This is a genomic window from Arthrobacter cheniae (genome assembly GCF_003602275.1).
GTDB lineage: Bacteria > Actinomycetota > Actinomycetes > Actinomycetales > Micrococcaceae > Arthrobacter_D > Arthrobacter_D cheniae.
Map to the genome: position 1 here is coordinate 32,064 of NZ_QZVT01000016.1, position 16,467 is coordinate 48,530.

Annotated in this window: 17 protein-coding genes; 9 read left to right on the top strand and 8 right to left on the bottom strand. The window is 63.7% G+C overall.

Annotation, left to right across the window (positions count from 1 at the left end):
- The first annotated feature begins 253 nt into the window (after window positions 1-253).
- The 3 genes from D6T63_RS17950 to D6T63_RS19945 all read left to right on the top strand — a co-directional run bounded on the left by D6T63_RS17950 (window position 254) and on the right by D6T63_RS19945 (window position 2,827).
- The gene (locus D6T63_RS17950; RefSeq protein WP_120150645.1) at window positions 254-1,381 is read left to right on the top strand and encodes a DUF4192 domain-containing protein; all 1,128 of its coding nucleotides are present in this window, start codon (window positions 254-256) and stop codon (window positions 1,379-1,381) included.
- A 362-nt stretch (window positions 1,382-1,743) separates the two neighbouring features.
- The gene (locus tag D6T63_RS19940) at window positions 1,744-2,202 is read left to right on the top strand and encodes an IS110 family transposase (RefSeq protein WP_235830852.1); all 459 of its coding nucleotides are present in this window, start codon (window positions 1,744-1,746) and stop codon (window positions 2,200-2,202) included.
- 13 nt (window positions 2,203-2,215) lie between these two features.
- Complete coding sequence (locus tag D6T63_RS19945; RefSeq protein ID WP_235830853.1) at window positions 2,216-2,827, top strand: transposase; 612 nt, start codon at window positions 2,216-2,218, stop codon at window positions 2,825-2,827.
- A gap of 4 nt (window positions 2,828-2,831) precedes the next feature.
- On the opposite strand, the gene D6T63_RS17960 is transcribed toward D6T63_RS19945, so the two are convergent.
- The 4 genes from D6T63_RS17960 to D6T63_RS17975 form a co-directional block, all read right to left on the bottom strand.
- The gene (locus D6T63_RS17960) at window positions 2,832-3,476 is read right to left on the bottom strand and encodes an arsenate-mycothiol transferase ArsC (RefSeq protein ID WP_120150647.1); all 645 of its coding nucleotides are present in this window, start codon (window positions 3,474-3,476) and stop codon (window positions 2,832-2,834) included.
- Between the two features lie 94 nt (window positions 3,477-3,570).
- Entirely contained in the window at window positions 3,571-5,133 is a 1,563-nt protein-coding gene (locus tag D6T63_RS17965) for an FAD-dependent oxidoreductase (protein ID WP_120150649.1), read from the bottom strand.
- Complete coding sequence (trxB, locus tag D6T63_RS17970; protein ID WP_407923760.1) at window positions 5,126-6,112, bottom strand: thioredoxin-disulfide reductase; 987 nt, start codon at window positions 6,110-6,112, stop codon at window positions 5,126-5,128. Before trxB ends, D6T63_RS17965 begins: the two co-directional genes overlap by 8 nt.
- A 47-nt stretch (window positions 6,113-6,159) precedes the next feature.
- Window positions 6,160-6,645, bottom strand: coding sequence for an arsenate reductase ArsC (locus D6T63_RS17975; protein ID WP_120150651.1), 486 nt, complete (start codon window positions 6,643-6,645; stop codon window positions 6,160-6,162).
- Window positions 6,646-6,826: 181 nt separating this feature from the next.
- On the opposite strand from D6T63_RS17975, the gene D6T63_RS17980 reads away from it, so the two are divergent.
- The 3 genes from D6T63_RS17980 (at window position 6,827) to D6T63_RS17990 (ending at window position 9,395) form a co-directional block, all read left to right on the top strand.
- On the top strand, window positions 6,827-7,216 hold the full coding sequence (locus tag D6T63_RS17980) for an ArsR/SmtB family transcription factor (protein ID WP_120150653.1): 390 nt from the start codon (window positions 6,827-6,829) through the stop codon (window positions 7,214-7,216).
- Window positions 7,217-7,335: 119 nt separating this feature from the next.
- The gene (locus D6T63_RS17985) at window positions 7,336-7,758 is read left to right on the top strand and encodes an arsenate-mycothiol transferase ArsC (RefSeq protein ID WP_220725975.1); all 423 of its coding nucleotides are present in this window, start codon (window positions 7,336-7,338) and stop codon (window positions 7,756-7,758) included.
- Between the two features lie 74 nt (window positions 7,759-7,832).
- Window positions 7,833-9,395 (top strand): arsenic transporter, encoded by a 1,563-nt coding sequence (locus D6T63_RS17990; protein WP_220725976.1) that lies wholly within the window; start codon window positions 7,833-7,835, stop codon window positions 9,393-9,395.
- Between the two features lie 318 nt (window positions 9,396-9,713).
- Here the strand turns inward: D6T63_RS17990 and D6T63_RS17995 are convergent, their stop codons facing one another.
- Window positions 9,714-10,112 (bottom strand): heavy metal-responsive transcriptional regulator, encoded by a 399-nt coding sequence (locus tag D6T63_RS17995; RefSeq protein ID WP_120150655.1) that lies wholly within the window; start codon window positions 10,110-10,112, stop codon window positions 9,714-9,716.
- A gap of 54 nt (window positions 10,113-10,166) precedes the next feature.
- Here D6T63_RS17995 and D6T63_RS18000 point away from each other — a divergent pair, with 54 nt between their 5' ends.
- The 3 genes from D6T63_RS18000 (at window position 10,167) to D6T63_RS18010 (ending at window position 12,693) form a co-directional block, all read left to right on the top strand.
- Entirely contained in the window at window positions 10,167-10,460 is a 294-nt protein-coding gene (locus D6T63_RS18000) for a thioredoxin family protein (RefSeq protein WP_120150657.1), read from the top strand.
- A gap of 200 nt (window positions 10,461-10,660) precedes the next feature.
- Entirely contained in the window at window positions 10,661-10,876 is a 216-nt protein-coding gene (locus D6T63_RS18005) for a hypothetical protein (RefSeq protein ID WP_120150659.1), read from the top strand.
- 476 nt (window positions 10,877-11,352) lie between these two features.
- Window positions 11,353-12,693, top strand: a complete 1,341-nt coding sequence (locus tag D6T63_RS18010) for a ParB/RepB/Spo0J family partition protein (protein ID WP_182977108.1) — start codon at window positions 11,353-11,355, stop codon at window positions 12,691-12,693.
- Window positions 12,694-13,037: 344 nt separating this feature from the next.
- Here the strand turns inward: D6T63_RS18010 and D6T63_RS18015 are convergent, their stop codons facing one another.
- From D6T63_RS18015 to D6T63_RS18025, 3 genes are all read right to left on the bottom strand, one after another.
- Window positions 13,038-13,457 (bottom strand): hypothetical protein, encoded by a 420-nt coding sequence (locus tag D6T63_RS18015; RefSeq protein ID WP_120150663.1) that lies wholly within the window; start codon window positions 13,455-13,457, stop codon window positions 13,038-13,040.
- 199 nt (window positions 13,458-13,656) lie between these two features.
- A complete protein-coding gene (locus tag D6T63_RS18020) occupies window positions 13,657-14,535 on the bottom strand; it encodes a F510_1955 family glycosylhydrolase (protein ID WP_235830854.1) in 879 nt (292 codons plus the stop codon).
- Window positions 14,536-14,709: 174 nt separating this feature from the next.
- On the bottom strand, window positions 14,710-15,450 hold the full coding sequence (locus D6T63_RS18025) for a DUF305 domain-containing protein (protein WP_120150665.1): 741 nt from the start codon (window positions 15,448-15,450) through the stop codon (window positions 14,710-14,712).
- Between the last annotated feature and the right edge of the window lie 1,017 nt (window positions 15,451-16,467).

The window sequence follows — 16,467 nt, forward strand, 5'->3', positions numbered from 1 at the left end:
GCGGATTATGCGCCCCCGCTCCACAGCGTCAATCGGCTGCGCCGACGCAAGCCGGCCATAAACCTCTGCGGCGCTCCTGCGTCGCTTATTTCCTTCGAGGTTTCTACCCGCCTCCGCCCTACGGGTTGAACACTGCTCCGTCGGGGACGAGCGAGCGAGCTCGCCAGCAGGCAAAAAACAACGGGGGAAGGGCCAAGACCAGCTGGCTCACCACAGGCCCTCTCCCCACCTCGTGACCCAAGGAGCAACAACCATGAACGAGAACACCCCGAACGACCACCAGCTGACCGCGACGACGGCCGCTGACATGCTCGCCTTCATCCCGAACGCGCTCGGCTTCCAGCCGCGTGAGTCTTTCGCGTTCGTCACCCTGCGCGGCAACACCACCGGCGCGACATTGCGCATCGGTATCCCCGCCGACACCACGCCCGCTGCCGACTTCGCCAAGGTTGCCCTGCACTACCTTCTCGCGGACACCGCCGTCGATGGCGTCCTGATGTTCGTCTACACCAACGAGGTGGCCGACGCCGCACGGACCGGCGAGAACCCCGACGCCAAGCCCTACATGGCCTATGCGCAGGCGATCGAGGCTGAGCTGGAGAACGTGGGCATCAGCCTCCGCAACGGCTGGCTCGTCACCGACAGGGGATGGATGCCCTATTTCTGCGAGGACCTTGGGTGCTGCGACCTCAACCCCTCCGACGAGATCCGCGACAGCGCGATCAACGCCGAAATGATCTACCGGGGCTACAACACCCAGGAGGACCCCATGAAGCTCACCGCCGACCCCGCGTTCATCGGTTCCGACGAGGCGCACACCACGATCACCGAATTCACCCGCTTCGTGCTTGGGGGAGGGACGCCGGACGCACTGGACTTCGACCACGCGAGCATGCGCATCGCCCGAGCACAGTGGAACGAGGAAGTGGGCGGGGACATCTACGAGGAGAACGAGGCCTGCGACCTCGCCGGATGGCTGTTCATCAAGCCCATCAGGGACCGGATCATGGCCGACGCCATCAGCCCCGCCGACGACGAGGCCACCTACCTGCAGGTCCTCACCGGCCAGTACGAGGGACAGCCCGACTGGTCCCGCGTGGAAGCCACCGAAACGCTGCTGGTCAAGATCCTCGCCTACACGCCAACCGAGGACCGCGCCCCGCTGTTCTGCTTCCTCGGCTGGCTGCGCTGGTACCGCGGCCAGGCATCCATCGCCGCCGCCTACTTCGACAAGGCCATCGAGGCCGACCGCGGACACCAGTACTCGCGGCTGATGCGCGAACTGATCGGACGCGGAGTCCTCCCGCTGGCCGCGCAGAACGAACGCACCGCCTACCCCCACTTGCAGGCACACCCGGTAACGGGGCCAGCTGAACCCTAGACCGAGGATCGGACACCCACCCCCACGGGAGTCCGATCCTCTTAGGGTTCCGCGAAGATAAGGGGACGGGGCACCGTTTCCCAGGTGCGCGGGCGGCGGCCTCGCCGCCAGCACTGAGGAGAATAGGCGCATGGCAGGAGACGGGATTCCTGACTTTGCCGCTAGCTGACGGCCAGCAGTAGCTGGTTCGGTCCACGGGGAGATCTGTCGGTGTTCCGTCTCCTGCCGCTTACCGTGGGCGACCGGGCCGGACGGGGTTGTGACTTGATAGGGACGTGCGACTTTCGCTGTTCAGTGCTTTGTCCGCGCGGCCCGGTCAACCGTGGTCGCCTTCCGCTTGTGCCTAACCGTTAGGAGCAGGAATGACGACAACAGCAATGACAACAATGATGGAACAGCCTGTTAGGACAATTACCGTCGGCGTGGACACCCACTCAAAGGTTCATCACGCCGCGGTGCTCGATGAGCGCGGGGCGATGCTGGGGGAGCGGCGTTTCACCACGGATGCTCACGGCTACCAGGAGCTGCTGGACTGGGTGGCAAGCTTCGGGATCATTAACACGGTGGGCATCGAATGTACCGGCTCCTACGGGGCCGGCCTCACCCGTCATCTACTTGCAGCTGGTGTTGGCGTCGTCGAAGTGAACCGCGGTCATGCCTTGGTGCGGAGCCGCTCCGGGAAGAGCGACGTGATCGATGCTGAGGCTGCCGCGCGGAAAGTCATGTCGGAGGGAGTGCTCCTCACCGGCGAAGGACACCAGCGGGGCTGTGGAGGCGATCAGGAACCTGCACCTAGTGCGCGATTCCGCGGTGAAGTCTAGGACAGCGGCCCTGGTGCAGTTACGCGATGTCCTCGTGACAGCGCCAGATGAGCTGCGTCAGCGGTTGACGGCCAAGACTCTCCAAGCCAAGGCGATGCAGGCGAAGTCCTTTCGCCCGGACATGGAGCGGCTTCATGAGCCGGAGCAGGCGGTGAAGTACGCGCTGCGGGACCTTGGCCGGAGGATTTACGATCTTACGGCGGAGATCAACGCGACCGATAAGCACCTCACGCGCCTCGCGAACGATGTTGCACTCACGCTCATGGCCCTGCCTCAGGTCGGGCCGGTCAGCGCAGCCCAACTGCTTGTCGCTGCCGGTCAGAATATCGACCGGTTCCCCAGCGAAGCCGCATTCGCCAGACTGTGCGGCGTCGCTCCTATCCCTGTGTCCTCCGGAAAGACGAACCGTATGCGCCTGCATAGGGGAGGTAACAGGCAGGCGAACAAGATCATCTACCTCATCGTCATCTGTCGACTCCGATACGACCTGCGGTCGCAGATCTACCGGGATCGGAAGAAGGCGCTCGGTCACTCCACCTCCGATGCGATCAGAAGCCTCAAACGCTATGTCGCCCGTGAGTTGTACTACGCCATGAAACGAGACCTCAGTCCGATGGAGAACTAGGGGGTCAGCTCACGAGCTGCGAAGCGAGGTTCGTGACCCGGGTTTTCAGTACCTGGCGGACAGTACGTACGCCCTCGAGGTCCATGGTGGCGGGGTCGCTGATGTTCCAGTCCTCGTACTTTTTCCCCGGGTAGATGGGGCAGGTGTCTCCGCAGCCCATTGTGATGACGACGTCCGCGGCCCGGACGACGTCGTCGGTGAGGGGCTTAGGGAACTGTTCGTCGAGGCTCAGACCTATCTCGCTCATCGCGGCGACGACGTTCTCGTCGAGGTGCTCGGCCGGCATGGACCCGGCGGAGCGGACATTCACTGCGCCCTGGGTGAGGTCTCTCAAGAGGGCTGCGGCCATCTGGGAGCGGCCTGCGTTCTGGACGCAGACGAAGAGGACCTCGGGGACACCACTGGGGCGTTTGCCCTGTGCGTGGGCGAGGGCGTTGAGCCGGTCGACCGCGAAGCGGCGGGTGATGATCGGAAGGTAAGTTTTGATCTTCGCTGTACGGGCAAGAGCTGCGTAGGACTCGAAAACGTAGCGTTCGACCATGTCGGGTCCGAACACCCCGTCGAAGGTCGCAGACAGTTCCTCGGAGATGCAGTGCAGGACGTGCTCTTGCGTGCCCGTGGGGGCGTCGGCGGTCGGTGACGTGCTCATGATCCGGTCCTTCCTGGTGCGCTGACCGGCAGACGGGTCCGCCTACCGGGTCCTACCTCACGTGCGTGCGCCGACCCACCGAAGAAGGCGGTGGTCAGTAGTCTGGGTCGCCCGATCGGCCGTGAGCTGTGCCGGTGGGGAAACCGACGGGGATGCCGACGGAGACCAGCTGCGGGGCGGAGCAGCAGCCTCCCGCATCAGCACTACTGGCTTCCACCGGGTCACTAGCCTCAACGACGTCACCGGCGTCACTGGTACCGCAGGTGTTACTGCTCTCCGGTGTGCCGGTCCCGCAGGTCGACGGAGCATTTTGGGAGTCGGCTGATACTGCAGCCGGTGCGTCGCAGGAACCGCCGAGGTCGGTGCTGCAGACCCCTGTTTCGGGGAGCTCGAGCTGCAGGCGGGACGCGGCCTCGAGGTCGCCGGCGATCGCGGCAGTCACGGAGCGGACCTGCTCGTACCCGGTGGCGAGCAGGAAGGTCGGTGCCCGCCCGTAGGACTTCATCCCGACAAGATAGAAATCCTTCTCCGGGTGGGCGAGAACGTCCGCTCCGTGGGCGGGGACTGTTCCGCAGGAGTGGAACTCGGGGTCGATGAGGGGACCGAGCGCGCGTGGTGCCTCCACCGCGGGGTCCAGTTCCAGACGGAGTTCGCGGAGGATGTCGAGGTTCGGTCGGAAACCGGTGGCTGGTACGAGGACGTCCACGTCGATGGTGCGGGGTCCGTCGGGTGTCGACGCGGTTACGGCTAGGCCCGTGTCGGTCGCGTCGAGGTTGGTGATGGTGAAGTTCGTGACCAGTTCGATCACGCCGTCAGTTACGAGAGTCTTCAGTCGGCTGCCGAGGGCTCCACGGGCGGGCAATCCGTCGAGGTCCCCACCACCGTAAAGGCGCTGCGCGGATCCGCTACCGCGGACGGCCCAGAGGATGCGGGTGCCGGGTTCGTTCTTTGCGACCTGGCCGAGGTTGATGAGGGTGTTCGCGGCCGAGTGGCCGGCACCGACGACCATGACGGTCTTTCCGGCGAAGCGGCCACGTTCGGTGCCGACAACGTCGGGCAACGGCTTGGTGATGAATCGGGCTGCCTTGCCTTCACCCGAAGCCTTCAGCCCGGCTTGGCCGAGGGGGTTTGGTTGGCTCCAGGTGCCGGAGGCGTCGATGACGGCGCGCACAAGGTGATCGACGGTGCCCTCGGGGCCGCTGACGCGGACGAGGAAGGGGGTAGTGTCGCGGCCCTTGGTGCGGGTCTTGTCCATTCCGAGGCGGGTGACCGCGGTGACACGGCTTTCGAGGTGCAGAGTTTCCTTGATGGCGGGGAGGGCGGCGAGGGGTTCGAGATAGGACTCCACCAGCTCCCGCCCATATGGGAGGGCGGTCTGGCGCGGCTCGAACCAGCCGGTGGTCTCCAGAAGGCGTCGGGCTGCGGGGTCGATGTTGTACTGCCAGGGCGAGAAGAGGCGGATGTGCGCCCACTGACGGACGGCCGCTCCGACGCTGTCTCCCTGCTCGAACACGATCGGGGTCAGGCCCTGCTCGAGGAGATGCGCGGCCGCCGACAGCCCGATCGGTCCGGCACCGATGACAGCGATCGGCAGATCAGTGAGCTCGGTGGAGCTACTAAGGGCAGCTGATCGGGTGGAGGTGGTCGTGTCAGACATGGGCGTTCTCTTCGATGAGAGCGGTAGCGATGCTGGGGGCGTCCTCGAGTGCTGCGAGGTACCGTTCGGCATCCAGGGCTGCGGCGCACCCGGATCCTGCGGCTGTGATGGCTTGCCGGTAGCGGTGGTCGACGGCGTCGCCGCACGCGAAGACGCCGGACAGGTTCGTCAGGGTAGTGGGTGCGTCGACGACGATGTAACCCTCGGCGTCGAGGGTGACCTGGTCCTGGACGAGGTCAGTGCGGGGAAGGTGCCCGATGGCCACGAAAACCCCCGTGGCATCAAGCTGCCGGGTGTCTCCGGTGACGGTGTTGGTGAGCGTTACCCCGGTGACGTTCTCATTCCCGTGAATCGTGGTGATCGCGCTGGTGTACTCGAAGCGGATCTTCTCGTTGTCCATAGCCCGCTGCGCCATGATCTTCGACGCCCGCAACGCCGGACCGCGGACGACGACGGTGACGGTGGCCGCGAAGCGAGTGAGGAACAGGGCTTCCTCCATCGCCGAATCTCCGCCGCCGACGACGATGATGTCCTGGTTGCGGAAGAAGAACCCGTCGCAGGTCGCGCACCACGACACGCCCCGGCCGGTGAGGCGCTTCTCGTCGGGTAACCCGAGTTCCTTGTAGGCGGAGCCGGTCGCGAGGATGACTGCCGGCGCCTGGTACGCGACACCACTCAGGGTGGTGATGGTCTTCAGGTTCCCGGTGAGCTCGACCGTGGCTGCGTCATCAAACTCGATGACCGCGCCGAAGCGTTCGGCCTGCCCGCGAAGGTTCTCCATCAGCTCCGGTCCCTGAATGCCATCGGTGAAGCCGGGGAAGTTCTCGACCTCCGTCGTGTTCATCAGCGCACCACCAGCTGTCACCGCGCCGGCGATGACCCTCGGAGTCAGACCCGCCCGGGTGGCATAGATCGCAGCCGTATACCCGGCAGGGCCTGAGCCGACGATGATGATTTTCTCCTGCTGCAGGTCTGTCATGACAGTGCCTTTCAATCCTGGAAGCGACGAACGGGGAGAGCTGAGGGTCAGGTGCTCTGCGTACCTGTGCCAGCACCGGTGGGCAGGAGTTCCTTGATGAGCTGCTGGATACGGCCCTTGATCTCGTCGCGAATCGGGCGGACGGACTCGACACCCTTACCGGCTGGGTCTTCGAGGACCCAGTCCTCGTACCGCTTGCCAGGGAAGTACGGGCACTCGTCCCCGCAGCCCATGGTGACGACGACGTCGGAGGCCTTCACGGCCTCAGTGGTGAGGATCTTCGGGGTCTCGGCGGTGATGTCGATACCCTCTTCCTTCATCGCTTCCACGGCTGATGGGTTGATCTGATCGGCGGGCTGGGAGCCGGCGGACAGGACCTCAATTCGTCCCTCGGAGAGGTGATTCAGGTACGCGGCCGCCATCTGCGACCGCCCTGCGTTGTGAACGCAGACGAACAGGACCGACGGCTTCTTCTCAGTCGAGGTGTCTGTCGGGTCCGTCTCAGAGGTGGTTTCTGCTGTTTCGGTGGTCATGGGGAATCCTTCGGTTTTTGCGCTGTCCCGGTGATCCGGACAGGCCTTGTGAATGATGGATAGGAGTCGAACAGCTCCTCAGATACTGCCTCCGCAGGCATCCGACAAGAGATTGACTGGCTTCGATATTGAGTATGCGGATCTATATCGACGATTGTCAATGTGCAGGTATGCTGGGGGCATGACGACGATCTCCGAGCCTCGGATCCTGGCTGCAGACACGGACCTCGCGACCACTGAGGTGGCTGATGAGGGTCGGTGCTGCGTGCCATCCGGGATGCCGGCGATGAGCGCGCAGCGGGCCGAGGAGCTGTCCAAACAGTTCAAGGCGATCGCCGATCCGAACCGGTTGCGTCTGGTCTCCCTCATCTCGGCCAGCGCCAAGAACGAGGCGTGCGTGTGTGATCTCACCGAACCGCTGAACCTCGGGCAGCCCACGGTGTCTCATCACCTGAAGATCCTCGTCGACGCCGGGATCCTGCACCGCGAGAAGCGCGGCGTGTGGGCGTACTTCTCCATCGTGCCCGGTGCCCTGGACGCTCTCGCCGGCGTCCTCGCCGAGCCCAAGTAACACCCCCAGCAGCCCTTCCGGTTCCTGCCCGGTTCCTGCCCGGTTCCTACCCGTTTCCTGCTTGGTTCCTTCCTGCCCCCTGCTTTCCTCCCGTCAGACCAGAAGAAGTGAGTGCCCCTGTGAGTTTCAAGGCCGACAGGCCCGCTGTCCTGTTCGTGTGTGTCAAGAACGGGGGCAAGTCCCAGATGGCTGCCGGCCTGATGAACAAGGTCGCCGGGGACTCCGTGACCACAGCCTCTGCCGGGTCCAAGCCCGGGTCCGCGGTCAACGGCCTCTCAGCTGAGGTCCTGGCCGAGGTCGGGGTAGACATCAGTCAGAATGTCCCCCGGCAGATTACAGCCAAGGACCAGGAGCAGGCGGACCTTGTCGTCATCCTCGGCGCCGAAGCGCAGGTCGACGAGGTCGAAGGCACCCTGTATGAGCGGTGGGAGACAGACGAGCCCAGCGAACGCGGCATCGACGGGATCGAACGGATGCGCCTGGTCCGCGACGACATCCTCGACCGCGTCACCACACTTCACACCACCCTCACCACCCGCTAACCCCAACCCCACCTCTTCGCCGGTGAGTTCGTCGGTGCGTTTCTTCCTGCCCTCCTGTTAGGAGCCCTGCTGCTATGACTGCCATGACCGTGGTCGCTGTTCTGATCTTCCTTGCCACCCTGACCCTGGTCATCTGGCAACCCAAGGGCCTTGGCATCGGCTGGTCCGCCCTCGGCGGCGCTGTCCTCGCGCTTCTCACTACGGTGGTGAGCCTGTCGGACATACCGGTGGTGTGGGACATCGTGTGGAATGCGACCTTCGCTTTCGTCGCGATCGTGATCATTTCGCTGATCCTCGACGAATCGGGTTTCTTCAAATGGGCGGCCCTGCACGTCGCCCGCTGGGGCAGAGGCAACGGGCGGCTCCTGTTCACGCTCATCGTGCTGCTCGGCGCCGCGATCGCGGCGGTGTTCGCGAACGACGGCGCAGCGCTGATCCTCACCCCGATCGTCATCCAGATGCTTTTGGCCCTGAAGTTCCCGGCCAAAGCGTCCCTCGGGTTCGTCATCGCCTGCGGCTTCATCGCCGACGCCGGCAGCCTGCCCCTGGTCGTCTCGAACCTCGTCAACATCGTCACCGCCGACTTCTTCGACATCAGCTTCGCCCGCTACGCCGCCGTCATGGTTCCGGTCGGCATAGTGTCCGTCGCCGCGAGCCTCGGCGTCCTCCTCCTGTTCTTCCGCAAGGTCATCCCACGCCACTACGACATGAGCGTCCTCGAGACACCCAAGTCAGCGATTGCGGACCCCCTCACGTTCAAGACCGGCTGGGTGATCCTCGGGGTCCTGCTCATCGGCTACTTCGCCGCGGAACCACTGCACATTCCACTGTCTGCCGTGGCCGGTCTCGGCGCCGTGGTCCTCATGCTCGTCGCATCCCGCAAACCAGCCTTCCTCTTCCTCCGGAGCGCAGTCCCGGCAACAGCCTCGGTGCTGACTTCCGTAGTGCAGGGATCAACGTCTGACACTGATGTAGCTGGCAGGGCGGCCGACCTCGACTACGAAACCGTCAGCGCGGCGCACCGCTCCACCGGCGGCAACGCGAACGGCACTCATTCCACCGCCGATATGAAGACATCCACTGCGGACGGCGACGACGCAACCCTCTCCTCAGCTGGTGGCGGTACGCCGGTCCTTCCGGATGGACGGATCTCGGTACCCCGGATTCTGCGGGAAGCGCCCTGGCAGATCGTCCTGTTCTCCATCGGCATGTACCTGGTCGTCTACGGGCTGCGGAACCAGGGCATCACCGACGAACTCGCCGGGGTGTTCTCGGCCATCAGCAACAACGGTGTACTCATCACCGCCCTCGGTGTCGGCGTTATTGTCGCGGTCCTAGCGTCTCTGATGAACAACATGCCAACCGTCCTGATCGCCTCCCTCGCCATCGGAGCAGCGGGAGCAACAGGGCTGACGCAGGAAGCCATGATCTACGCCAACGTCATCGGCTCCGATCTCGGCCCGAAGATCACCCCCATCGGCAGCCTCGCGACCCTGCTCTGGCTGCACGTCCTGGATCGCAAGGGCATCCACATCGGCTGGGGCCAGTACTTCCGCACCGGCATTGTCCTGACCATCCCGGTCCTGATCATCACCCTCCTCGCCCTGGCTGGCTGGCTCACCGTCGTCGGGGTCTGAATAGGGAAACTACTCCGTAGATAACTCTAGTCTCGGCTCACACAGCGATGACTTTTCGAGCTGGGCTTGTCTAACGGAACATTTCCCCGGGCCGCCGCTCGTGGTGGCGAGTAACCTCGGTCGTTAGGGACGTCGGATCGCAACCCAAAGCCCGCATGGCCGGCAAATATAGGCTGCACCGTCGGCCAAAGTATACAGTTTTTTGAGAGCGAGATGCCGGCCACAACATGAACAAGCTGCCGTGGCCTCACTGGTCCGAGTCATAGGTCAGTTTAGAAGTGCGACCCAGATGCACGATAGGTGCTTGTTCTCCGGGCCTCACGTGCTCGAGATGATGCGGCAAATGTCTTGTGGCCCGCAATCCTCGGGGTCCATGGTGTGGCTGATCTCGATGAGCTGCTCGAGCTCGACTGCCAGGTCAGCGAGTTCTTGTTGCCGTGCCCGGACCTCAGCAAGTTTCTGTTCGAGGACCAGTGATACGTGACTGCAGGGCGCTTGGCCGGCATCCCGAAGGTTGAGGACCTGCGCAATGTCAGCCAATGTGAGGCCCGCGGTTTGGGCTGCGCGGATGAAGCGCAGCCGATCAATAGCTGCGGTGTCGTAGGTCCGGTACCCGTTGGCGGCGCGGTGAGGCTCGGGCAGTAGTCGTTGGCGTTCGTAGAAGCGAATGGTTTGACTGTCTACGCCCGTGGCGGCGGATACCTCCCCGATGAGCATGATTCGATCCTACGGCTTGACCTTGTACCCCGATGCAAGGTTTACCGTGAATGCATGAATATCACCCTGCAGTACTTTGATGGTTGCCCGAACTGGATGACCGCTGACGAGCGGTTACAGCTGCTTGCTACGGACCACCCGGACATCGTTGTGAGATGCCAGGTCGTCGACACAATTGAGGCGGCAGAGCGCGCCGGATTCCCCGGCTCTCCAACCATCCTCATCGACGGCATCGACCCTTTCGGTGATGCGTCTGCTCCAGCGGCACTTGCCTGCCGCATGTATATGACCGACGACGGGCCAGCAGGCGCACCGAGCCTTGCCCAACTTAGAAATGCCATCGGCTAACTGGCGCACTCTTATGTAAAACAAGCAAAGGGGTTGTCTATAGGAACATCTCCCCCGGCCGCCGCCGGACACGCTGACGCGACCACCACACCCAGCCACGAGCTGCACCTACCGCACAACACTGACCGGGAACCACCGCCGGGACTGACAGGGCCGGCCCGTACAGTGACAACCAAGCCACCAACGAGGAAGAGGCACCTATGGGACCCACGGACTACATCGCGCAACCGGCCTCGAGCATCACCATGACGAAGCCGTTCAGCGAGAGCCTGAGCCTCCACACACCTAAGCTCGCAACCCCCACCGCCGAGGACCTGCTCGAGGACCGCCTGAAGGCCGAGCCCGTCACGTTCTCCCACCCAGTGCGCGTGGACCTCACCTGGACGCCGGCAGCAGACAAGGATCTCTTCGGGTAGATACGCCCGAGCAACACCAAGCCCCATTTAGGGCGGCACAACCACCGGTTGTGCCGCCCTTCTTCATGCCGGCACCCGTAGACGGCCGGCGGTTGTCGTGCTTCCCTGGTTTCCGCGAAGGCTCCAACCAGGGCAATGGTCCTTCGCTTCGCTTCGGCCTGTCACCGTCCCGGCTGCTCCTTCGTCGCATCCGAGCCGGGATGTTTTTTGTCTGCTGTCCTTCCGATTGTGCGCCCCCGCTCCACACCATCAATCGGCTACGCCGACGTCACCGGCCACAAAGCCTCTCCGGCGCTCCTGCGTCGCTTATTTCCTTCGAGGTTTCTACCCGCCTCCGCCCTTCGGGGTTGAACACTGCTCCGTCGGGGACGAGCGAGCGAGTTCGCCAGCAGGCAAAAAACAACGGGGGAAGGGCCAAGTACCAGCTGGCTCACCACAGGCTCTCTCCCCACCTCGTGACCGAAGGAGCACCAACCATGACCAGCACCACAGCTGTCCTCGAACACCTCGACCCAACCCAGCTCACCATCGACGCCAACGTGCGCGCCGACGTCCGGCTCGATCCTGAGTTCCTTGCCTCCATCAAGCAGCACGGCGTCCTCCAGCCCGTCGTCGCCCACCGCACCGAGGCCGGTGTGCACGTCCTGTACGGGCAGCGGCGCACCCTTGCCGCCGTCGAAACCGCCCAACCCACCATGCCCGTCTACGTCGTCGCCTCACTGACGGAAGCAGACCGGTTGGTGCAACAGATGGTCGAGAACGACCAGCGCCTGGCCCTGAACGACCGGGACCGCACCGAAGCGTTCCACCAGCTGTCCCTCATGGGCATCACGGCCGCGCAGATCGCCAAGAAGACCGGCACGAAGAAGACCACCGTGGAAACCGCGCTGAAGGTCCGCGCCAACACCACGGCCACCGAAGCTCTTACAGCCGGGTGGACGTTGGAGCAGTCAGCGGCGCTGGAGGAGTTCAGTGACGAGGAGGCGACCGTGAAGCGCCTGCAGCACATCCTCGAGGTCCAGCCCGAGCAGTTCGACCACCAGGTCGCCTACCTCCGCGCCGAGCGCAGCACCGCCCGCCTCATCGCGGCGGCCACGACCGAGCAGGAAGCCCTCGGCAACACCGTCGTCGATGGTGCCGGGTACGGAATGCCGGAGCACCAGCACCCCCACATGCTGCTGCGAGCAGACGGCGAGAAAGCGACGAAGGACGACGCGAATGCCGTGGTTATTAGCACGACCTACCGGAACGAGGTTCAGGTGACCGCGGTGATCGCGAACTTCCGGGACCATGGGTTCACGATCCGCGAAGGACTCGGTATGAGCCCCACGGCAGGCCAGTCAGGGCCGATGACGGACGCGCAGAAGGAGGAGCGCCGCACGGTGATCCAGAACAATAAGAAGTGGGACGCCGCGACCGAGGTCAGGCAGGGATGGCTGACGACCCTGCTGGGGCGGAAGACCCCGCCGAAGGGCTGGGCGCAGTTCACAGCCACGACGCTCGCCAACTACGGCAACAGCATCGCCCGGGCGACGGCGCAGAAGCACGAACTCGCCGCCAGCCTCGCGGGTGTCACCGACCCCGACTACCGGGCGTACCGGGCCCTGGTGGAGAAGCCGACCACGAATCCTGACAAGGCGGTCCTGGCGATGATGCTCGCCGCGCACGAGGCGGACCTCAGCCGCGAATCATGGCGACGCCCCGGCCCACAGGCCGCCTACTACCTTTTTCAGCTCGAGGAGTGGGGGTACACCCTCAGCGAAGTCGAGTCCCTGATCACCGAGCACGCCATGAAGGACACCAAGACCGCCGAGTAACGGGGGAGCGGGGGACAGAGGCGGCAAGGCACGAGGCCCTGCCGCCTCTGCGCGGACCCTGCGCCCTCTGCTAGACGTTCAGTGGACCGCTTATCCAGTCGACCTCCTGCCCCCGGTCACGAACCAGTAGGGAAATCGCACTTGGATCTCTTCACATCAGGGGGCCAGTGTGGTCCACCCAGTGGGGGAGGATCACGGCCTGGTGGATACGATGCACGCACGGCTCCCGGCGGTACTGGAGCCCTATAGATTTCCTTGTCACGAGGAAAACCCGGAAGCGAGACCGTGTGGTGCGGTCTCGCTTCCACCCATTAACAAGGCAGTTCAGTCCAGCGCGCGTTGTCCTACTCCTCAGGTGGCGCGGGTGTAACCGCACTAAGCCATACCCAGCCCTCGCGCTGAATCTTGATGAGAGGTTCGAGGAATCGAATCTTCACAGCCGTGTGGGTGTACGCGATTGCGTGGGCTTGTATACGGATTGCCTTTGATGGGTAGCGAATCCACGCGTACACCCTGCGTGGCTCGGGGAAGTCAATGGGTCGGCAGTTCTCGACGTCGAGCTCGGCCGCGGTGAGCATGATCAGTTCCTCACGCATGACGAACTCCTCGATCCGCTCGTCCATCCGCTTGGCGTAGTAGACGGCGTGATTTTTGTTCTGGCCCACGCACGGACAGTACGAGATTGCGCCGACAATCAGGTCGGCGTACTTCTCTGGCTTCTCTGTCCTAACCCCGCGCTCATGGAGGCTGTGCACGTCCACCATTCGCTTGAGGTGAGCTTCCCCGTGTCGGTGACTTAGGTGGGTGTGTGCAGGAGGTCCCTTGGTTCCTGCTGTCCATTTGGGTGCGGGAAAAGCAGCGGAGCGTGGGGGAGCTTTTGCCGTGCCCCTGTGGTCAGGAGGCGCGTCGACCCTCGACCCGGTGGTGATCCGGCGGACCTGTTTGTCGGTGGTTGGGCCAGTCCTAGGGTGCGGCGAGGGGTGTAAAGGTAGCTCCGTTGTCGCTGGAAACTTCGATTCCTTCGGCGGTGGCGACCCAGATGCGATGTGTGTCGTCGTTGGTGTGTGCTGCGGCGATGGCTGCCGGTTCTCCCTGGATGGAGCCTCGCTGTGCCCAGGTGAGGCCGGCATCGACGCTGGTGTGGATTGTTCCGTCGGGGGTGACGCCGATGGCGGTATTGCCGGCAAAGGTCGTGAAGATCATGAGGGGAGCGTCCGGCACGGTTTCCCAGGTTGTTCCGTTGTCCTCTGACCGGTACAGGCCTTGTTCGGTGGTGGCGAGTACGGTTCCGCTGCTGGCGGCGGCGAGGTTATAGGCAGGTACCTCATCCGTGGTGACAGTCCAGTGATGTCCGTCAGGGCTTGTGAGGATCTGGCCTTCGTGACCGATGAGACCGTCGTTGGTTGCAGCGAGGGAGTGGAAGTCCGTTTCGCCTTGGCGGGACACAGGCTTCCAGGTGCGGCCGTCATCGGTGCTCGTGATGAGACCGACCGGGTTGGGAAGCTCGGTGCCTGGTCCGGGATGCCCTGACGCGTAGAGGGTTCCATCGCCGGTGCTGGTGAAACCCATAAGGTCGATCGACGGGCCGACCTGCTGGGCGGGAGACTGGGTGACGTTGAACAGTCCGTCGTGTGTGGCGAGCAGGATGCGGTTGGTACCCGGGTCGACGCTCATTCCGTGGATGTGCCCGGACGGGTACCCGGCCGTGGCCGTCGGGCCCGCCGACATCGAATCCGGTGCAGAAGTCGATGTGGAGGTCGTAGTGGTGGTGCAGGCGCTGAGCAGCACGGCAAGGGCTGCGGTCAGGCCAAGGCGTGCGGTGCGGGACAGGGACGAAGACAACGGGCAGTCCTTATATGGGTCGAAGCTCATTAGTTGGTGAGTGGTCGAAACGGTGCCGGTGCGGATGGAACGGGGACACCCACACCGGCACCTGTCAGAGGGCAATCACATCCCTTGGATCAAATCCTCTCGGGTCTGAATCAAGGGATGGACTGCGAAGTGGAGCTGGTATGGTCAGAGGCCCGCGAGGAGCTCTTTCATCTCGTCGATTTCGGCTTGCTGGGTGTCGACGATGGTTTCGGCCAGCTCGATCGCTTCCGGGTTCTCGCCGTCAGTGATCTCGGTCTGGGCCATGCCGATTGCGCCCTCGTGGTGGGCTGTCATGGAGTCGAGGAACATGCGGGATGCCTCGGTGCCTTCGGCGGAGTCAAGTTCGGACATCTGGTCCTCGCTCATCATTCCCTCCATGCTTCCCATGGACGCGGAGTCAGAGTCAGTGTCTGATTCGGAGTCGGATCCCATTCCCGATCCCATGGTGCTCATGGAGTGGCCCTCTGAGCCGCCTTCGGGCTCCATGGGCTCACCCCAGGCCTCCAGCCAGCCGGTCATGGTCTCGATCTCAGGTCCTTGGGCGTCCTTGATCTTCGTCGCGAGAGCCGTGATGTCGGGGCTGATGCCGTCCTTGGCGAGCATCATGTCGCTCATCTCCACGGCCTGCTTGTGATGGGGAATCATCATCTGCGCGAACATGACGTCCGCGTCATTGTGCTCCTCAGATACAGCGGCCGAACTGGTGCTTGTCGACGCGTCAGTGGACGGGGACGTTTCAGCGGCCGCGCTCGAGGCAGGGGCTGCAGCTTCGGTGCTGGTGGTGTCAGTGCTGGTGCTGGTGGTGTCGCCGGAGTCGGTGCCGCAGGCGGAGAGGGTGAGGGCCGTTGTGAGGCTCAGGGCGGCAAGGGACAGGTAATGCTTCATATCAGTCAGATCCTTCAAAGCTCAGATGGGTGTGCTGTCAGTCGCTTCCGCCCGAAAAAGGTGAGGGGCGGGCAGCAAGTGCCGGCTGTGCCGTCGATCCAGGTTGGATATGTCGAGGCGACGCAGCGGGCACGCGAGAAAGCTGGCCCTTGCCACCGGTTGTGATGGGTGTGGGCCGCGGATTCTAGGTGCGACTGATGCAGAGGTTAGTCAGTGAAGGGGTGGGCGCTGGTCGGGATGCCCAGTACGTCACGGGTGGTCCACGCCGGATCAGCGAAGATATCAGGCCTCGTGCGGTCGGGGTGAGGAGCCAGGCGATGCCCACGAGGACCACTGCCAGCACGCACATGCTCAGCGCCATCTCATCTGCGCAGTTCTCACCGCACCCTGCAGCCACTGTGTGATCGGATGAATCACCGACCGGAGAAGTTATTGCAGCCAGGACCTGCCCAGTAGGCCCGGCATGGGCGTGATCTGGTGAGGTTGCTGCGTGAGATACCGGGGCTTGGTCAGCGGTGGTCGCTGCGGACACTGTCCGCGCGTCAGTGGAGCTCACTGTAGAGCTGAAGGTGGTCGGGCCGGCGCTGTGGTGGGCCGTAGACCCGTGACCGCCCATCCATACGTGCATGGCGAGGATCCCGACGATCACTGCGGTCAGACCGATAAACGAGAGCAAGGTAGGGAGTAGAGACGGAAATAGGGAGGTCAAGGGTCTGGGCGGCAGTGCGTGAACACGCTGCGTCGTGCTGTTTCTCGTTGTCATCGCTGTCACCGTCCTTCCCTTCGCTGTTCCCGTCATTCCGGTCTGGGATCCCGGTCGGTCATCCGCACAGTGATCCCATTTCGCGTTTTACGTCGAGTCCGGTGCATTGTCGGTATCGCTTATTTGTGGTGTTAAGCGTAACCAGATGCGCACTTGGGTGCCGATCTTGATTAACGAACGGGTCATCGATCATGTTCGGCACCCGTGACGACTCTCACGTACAGGGGCGCTCCTAGTGGGTGTTGATTCGTTCC

Bases quoted from the DNA above. Each gene is read 5' to 3' on its own strand.
- trxB (WP_407923760.1), bottom strand. From the start codon at position 6,112: ATGACAGACCTGCAGCAGGAGAAAATCATCATCGTCGGCTCAGGCCCT.
- D6T63_RS17990 (WP_220725976.1), top strand. From the start codon at position 7,833: ATGACTGCCATGACCGTGGTCGCTGTTCTGATCTTCCTTGCCACCCTG.
- D6T63_RS17965 (WP_120150649.1), bottom strand. From the start codon at position 5,133: ATGTCTGACACGACCACCTCCACCCGATCAGCTGCCCTTAGTAGCTCC.
- D6T63_RS18015 (WP_120150663.1), bottom strand. From the start codon at position 13,457: ATGGTGGACGTGCACAGCCTCCATGAGCGCGGGGTTAGGACAGAGAAG.
- D6T63_RS18005 (WP_120150659.1), top strand. From the start codon at position 10,661: ATGGGACCCACGGACTACATCGCGCAACCGGCCTCGAGCATCACCATG.
- D6T63_RS17980 (WP_120150653.1), top strand. From the start codon at position 6,827: ATGACGACGATCTCCGAGCCTCGGATCCTGGCTGCAGACACGGACCTC.
- D6T63_RS19940 (WP_235830852.1), top strand. From the start codon at position 1,744: ATGACGACAACAGCAATGACAACAATGATGGAACAGCCTGTTAGGACA.
- D6T63_RS18010 (WP_182977108.1), top strand. From the start codon at position 11,353: ATGACCAGCACCACAGCTGTCCTCGAACACCTCGACCCAACCCAGCTC.
- D6T63_RS18000 (WP_120150657.1), top strand. From the start codon at position 10,167: ATGAATATCACCCTGCAGTACTTTGATGGTTGCCCGAACTGGATGACC.
- D6T63_RS17950 (WP_120150645.1), top strand. From the start codon at position 254: ATGAACGAGAACACCCCGAACGACCACCAGCTGACCGCGACGACGGCC.
- D6T63_RS17960 (WP_120150647.1), bottom strand. From the start codon at position 3,476: ATGAGCACGTCACCGACCGCCGACGCCCCCACGGGCACGCAAGAGCAC.
- D6T63_RS18025 (WP_120150665.1), bottom strand. From the start codon at position 15,450: ATGAAGCATTACCTGTCCCTTGCCGCCCTGAGCCTCACAACGGCCCTC.
- D6T63_RS17995 (WP_120150655.1), bottom strand. From the start codon at position 10,112: ATGCTCATCGGGGAGGTATCCGCCGCCACGGGCGTAGACAGTCAAACC.
- D6T63_RS17975 (WP_120150651.1), bottom strand. From the start codon at position 6,645: ATGACCACCGAAACAGCAGAAACCACCTCTGAGACGGACCCGACAGAC.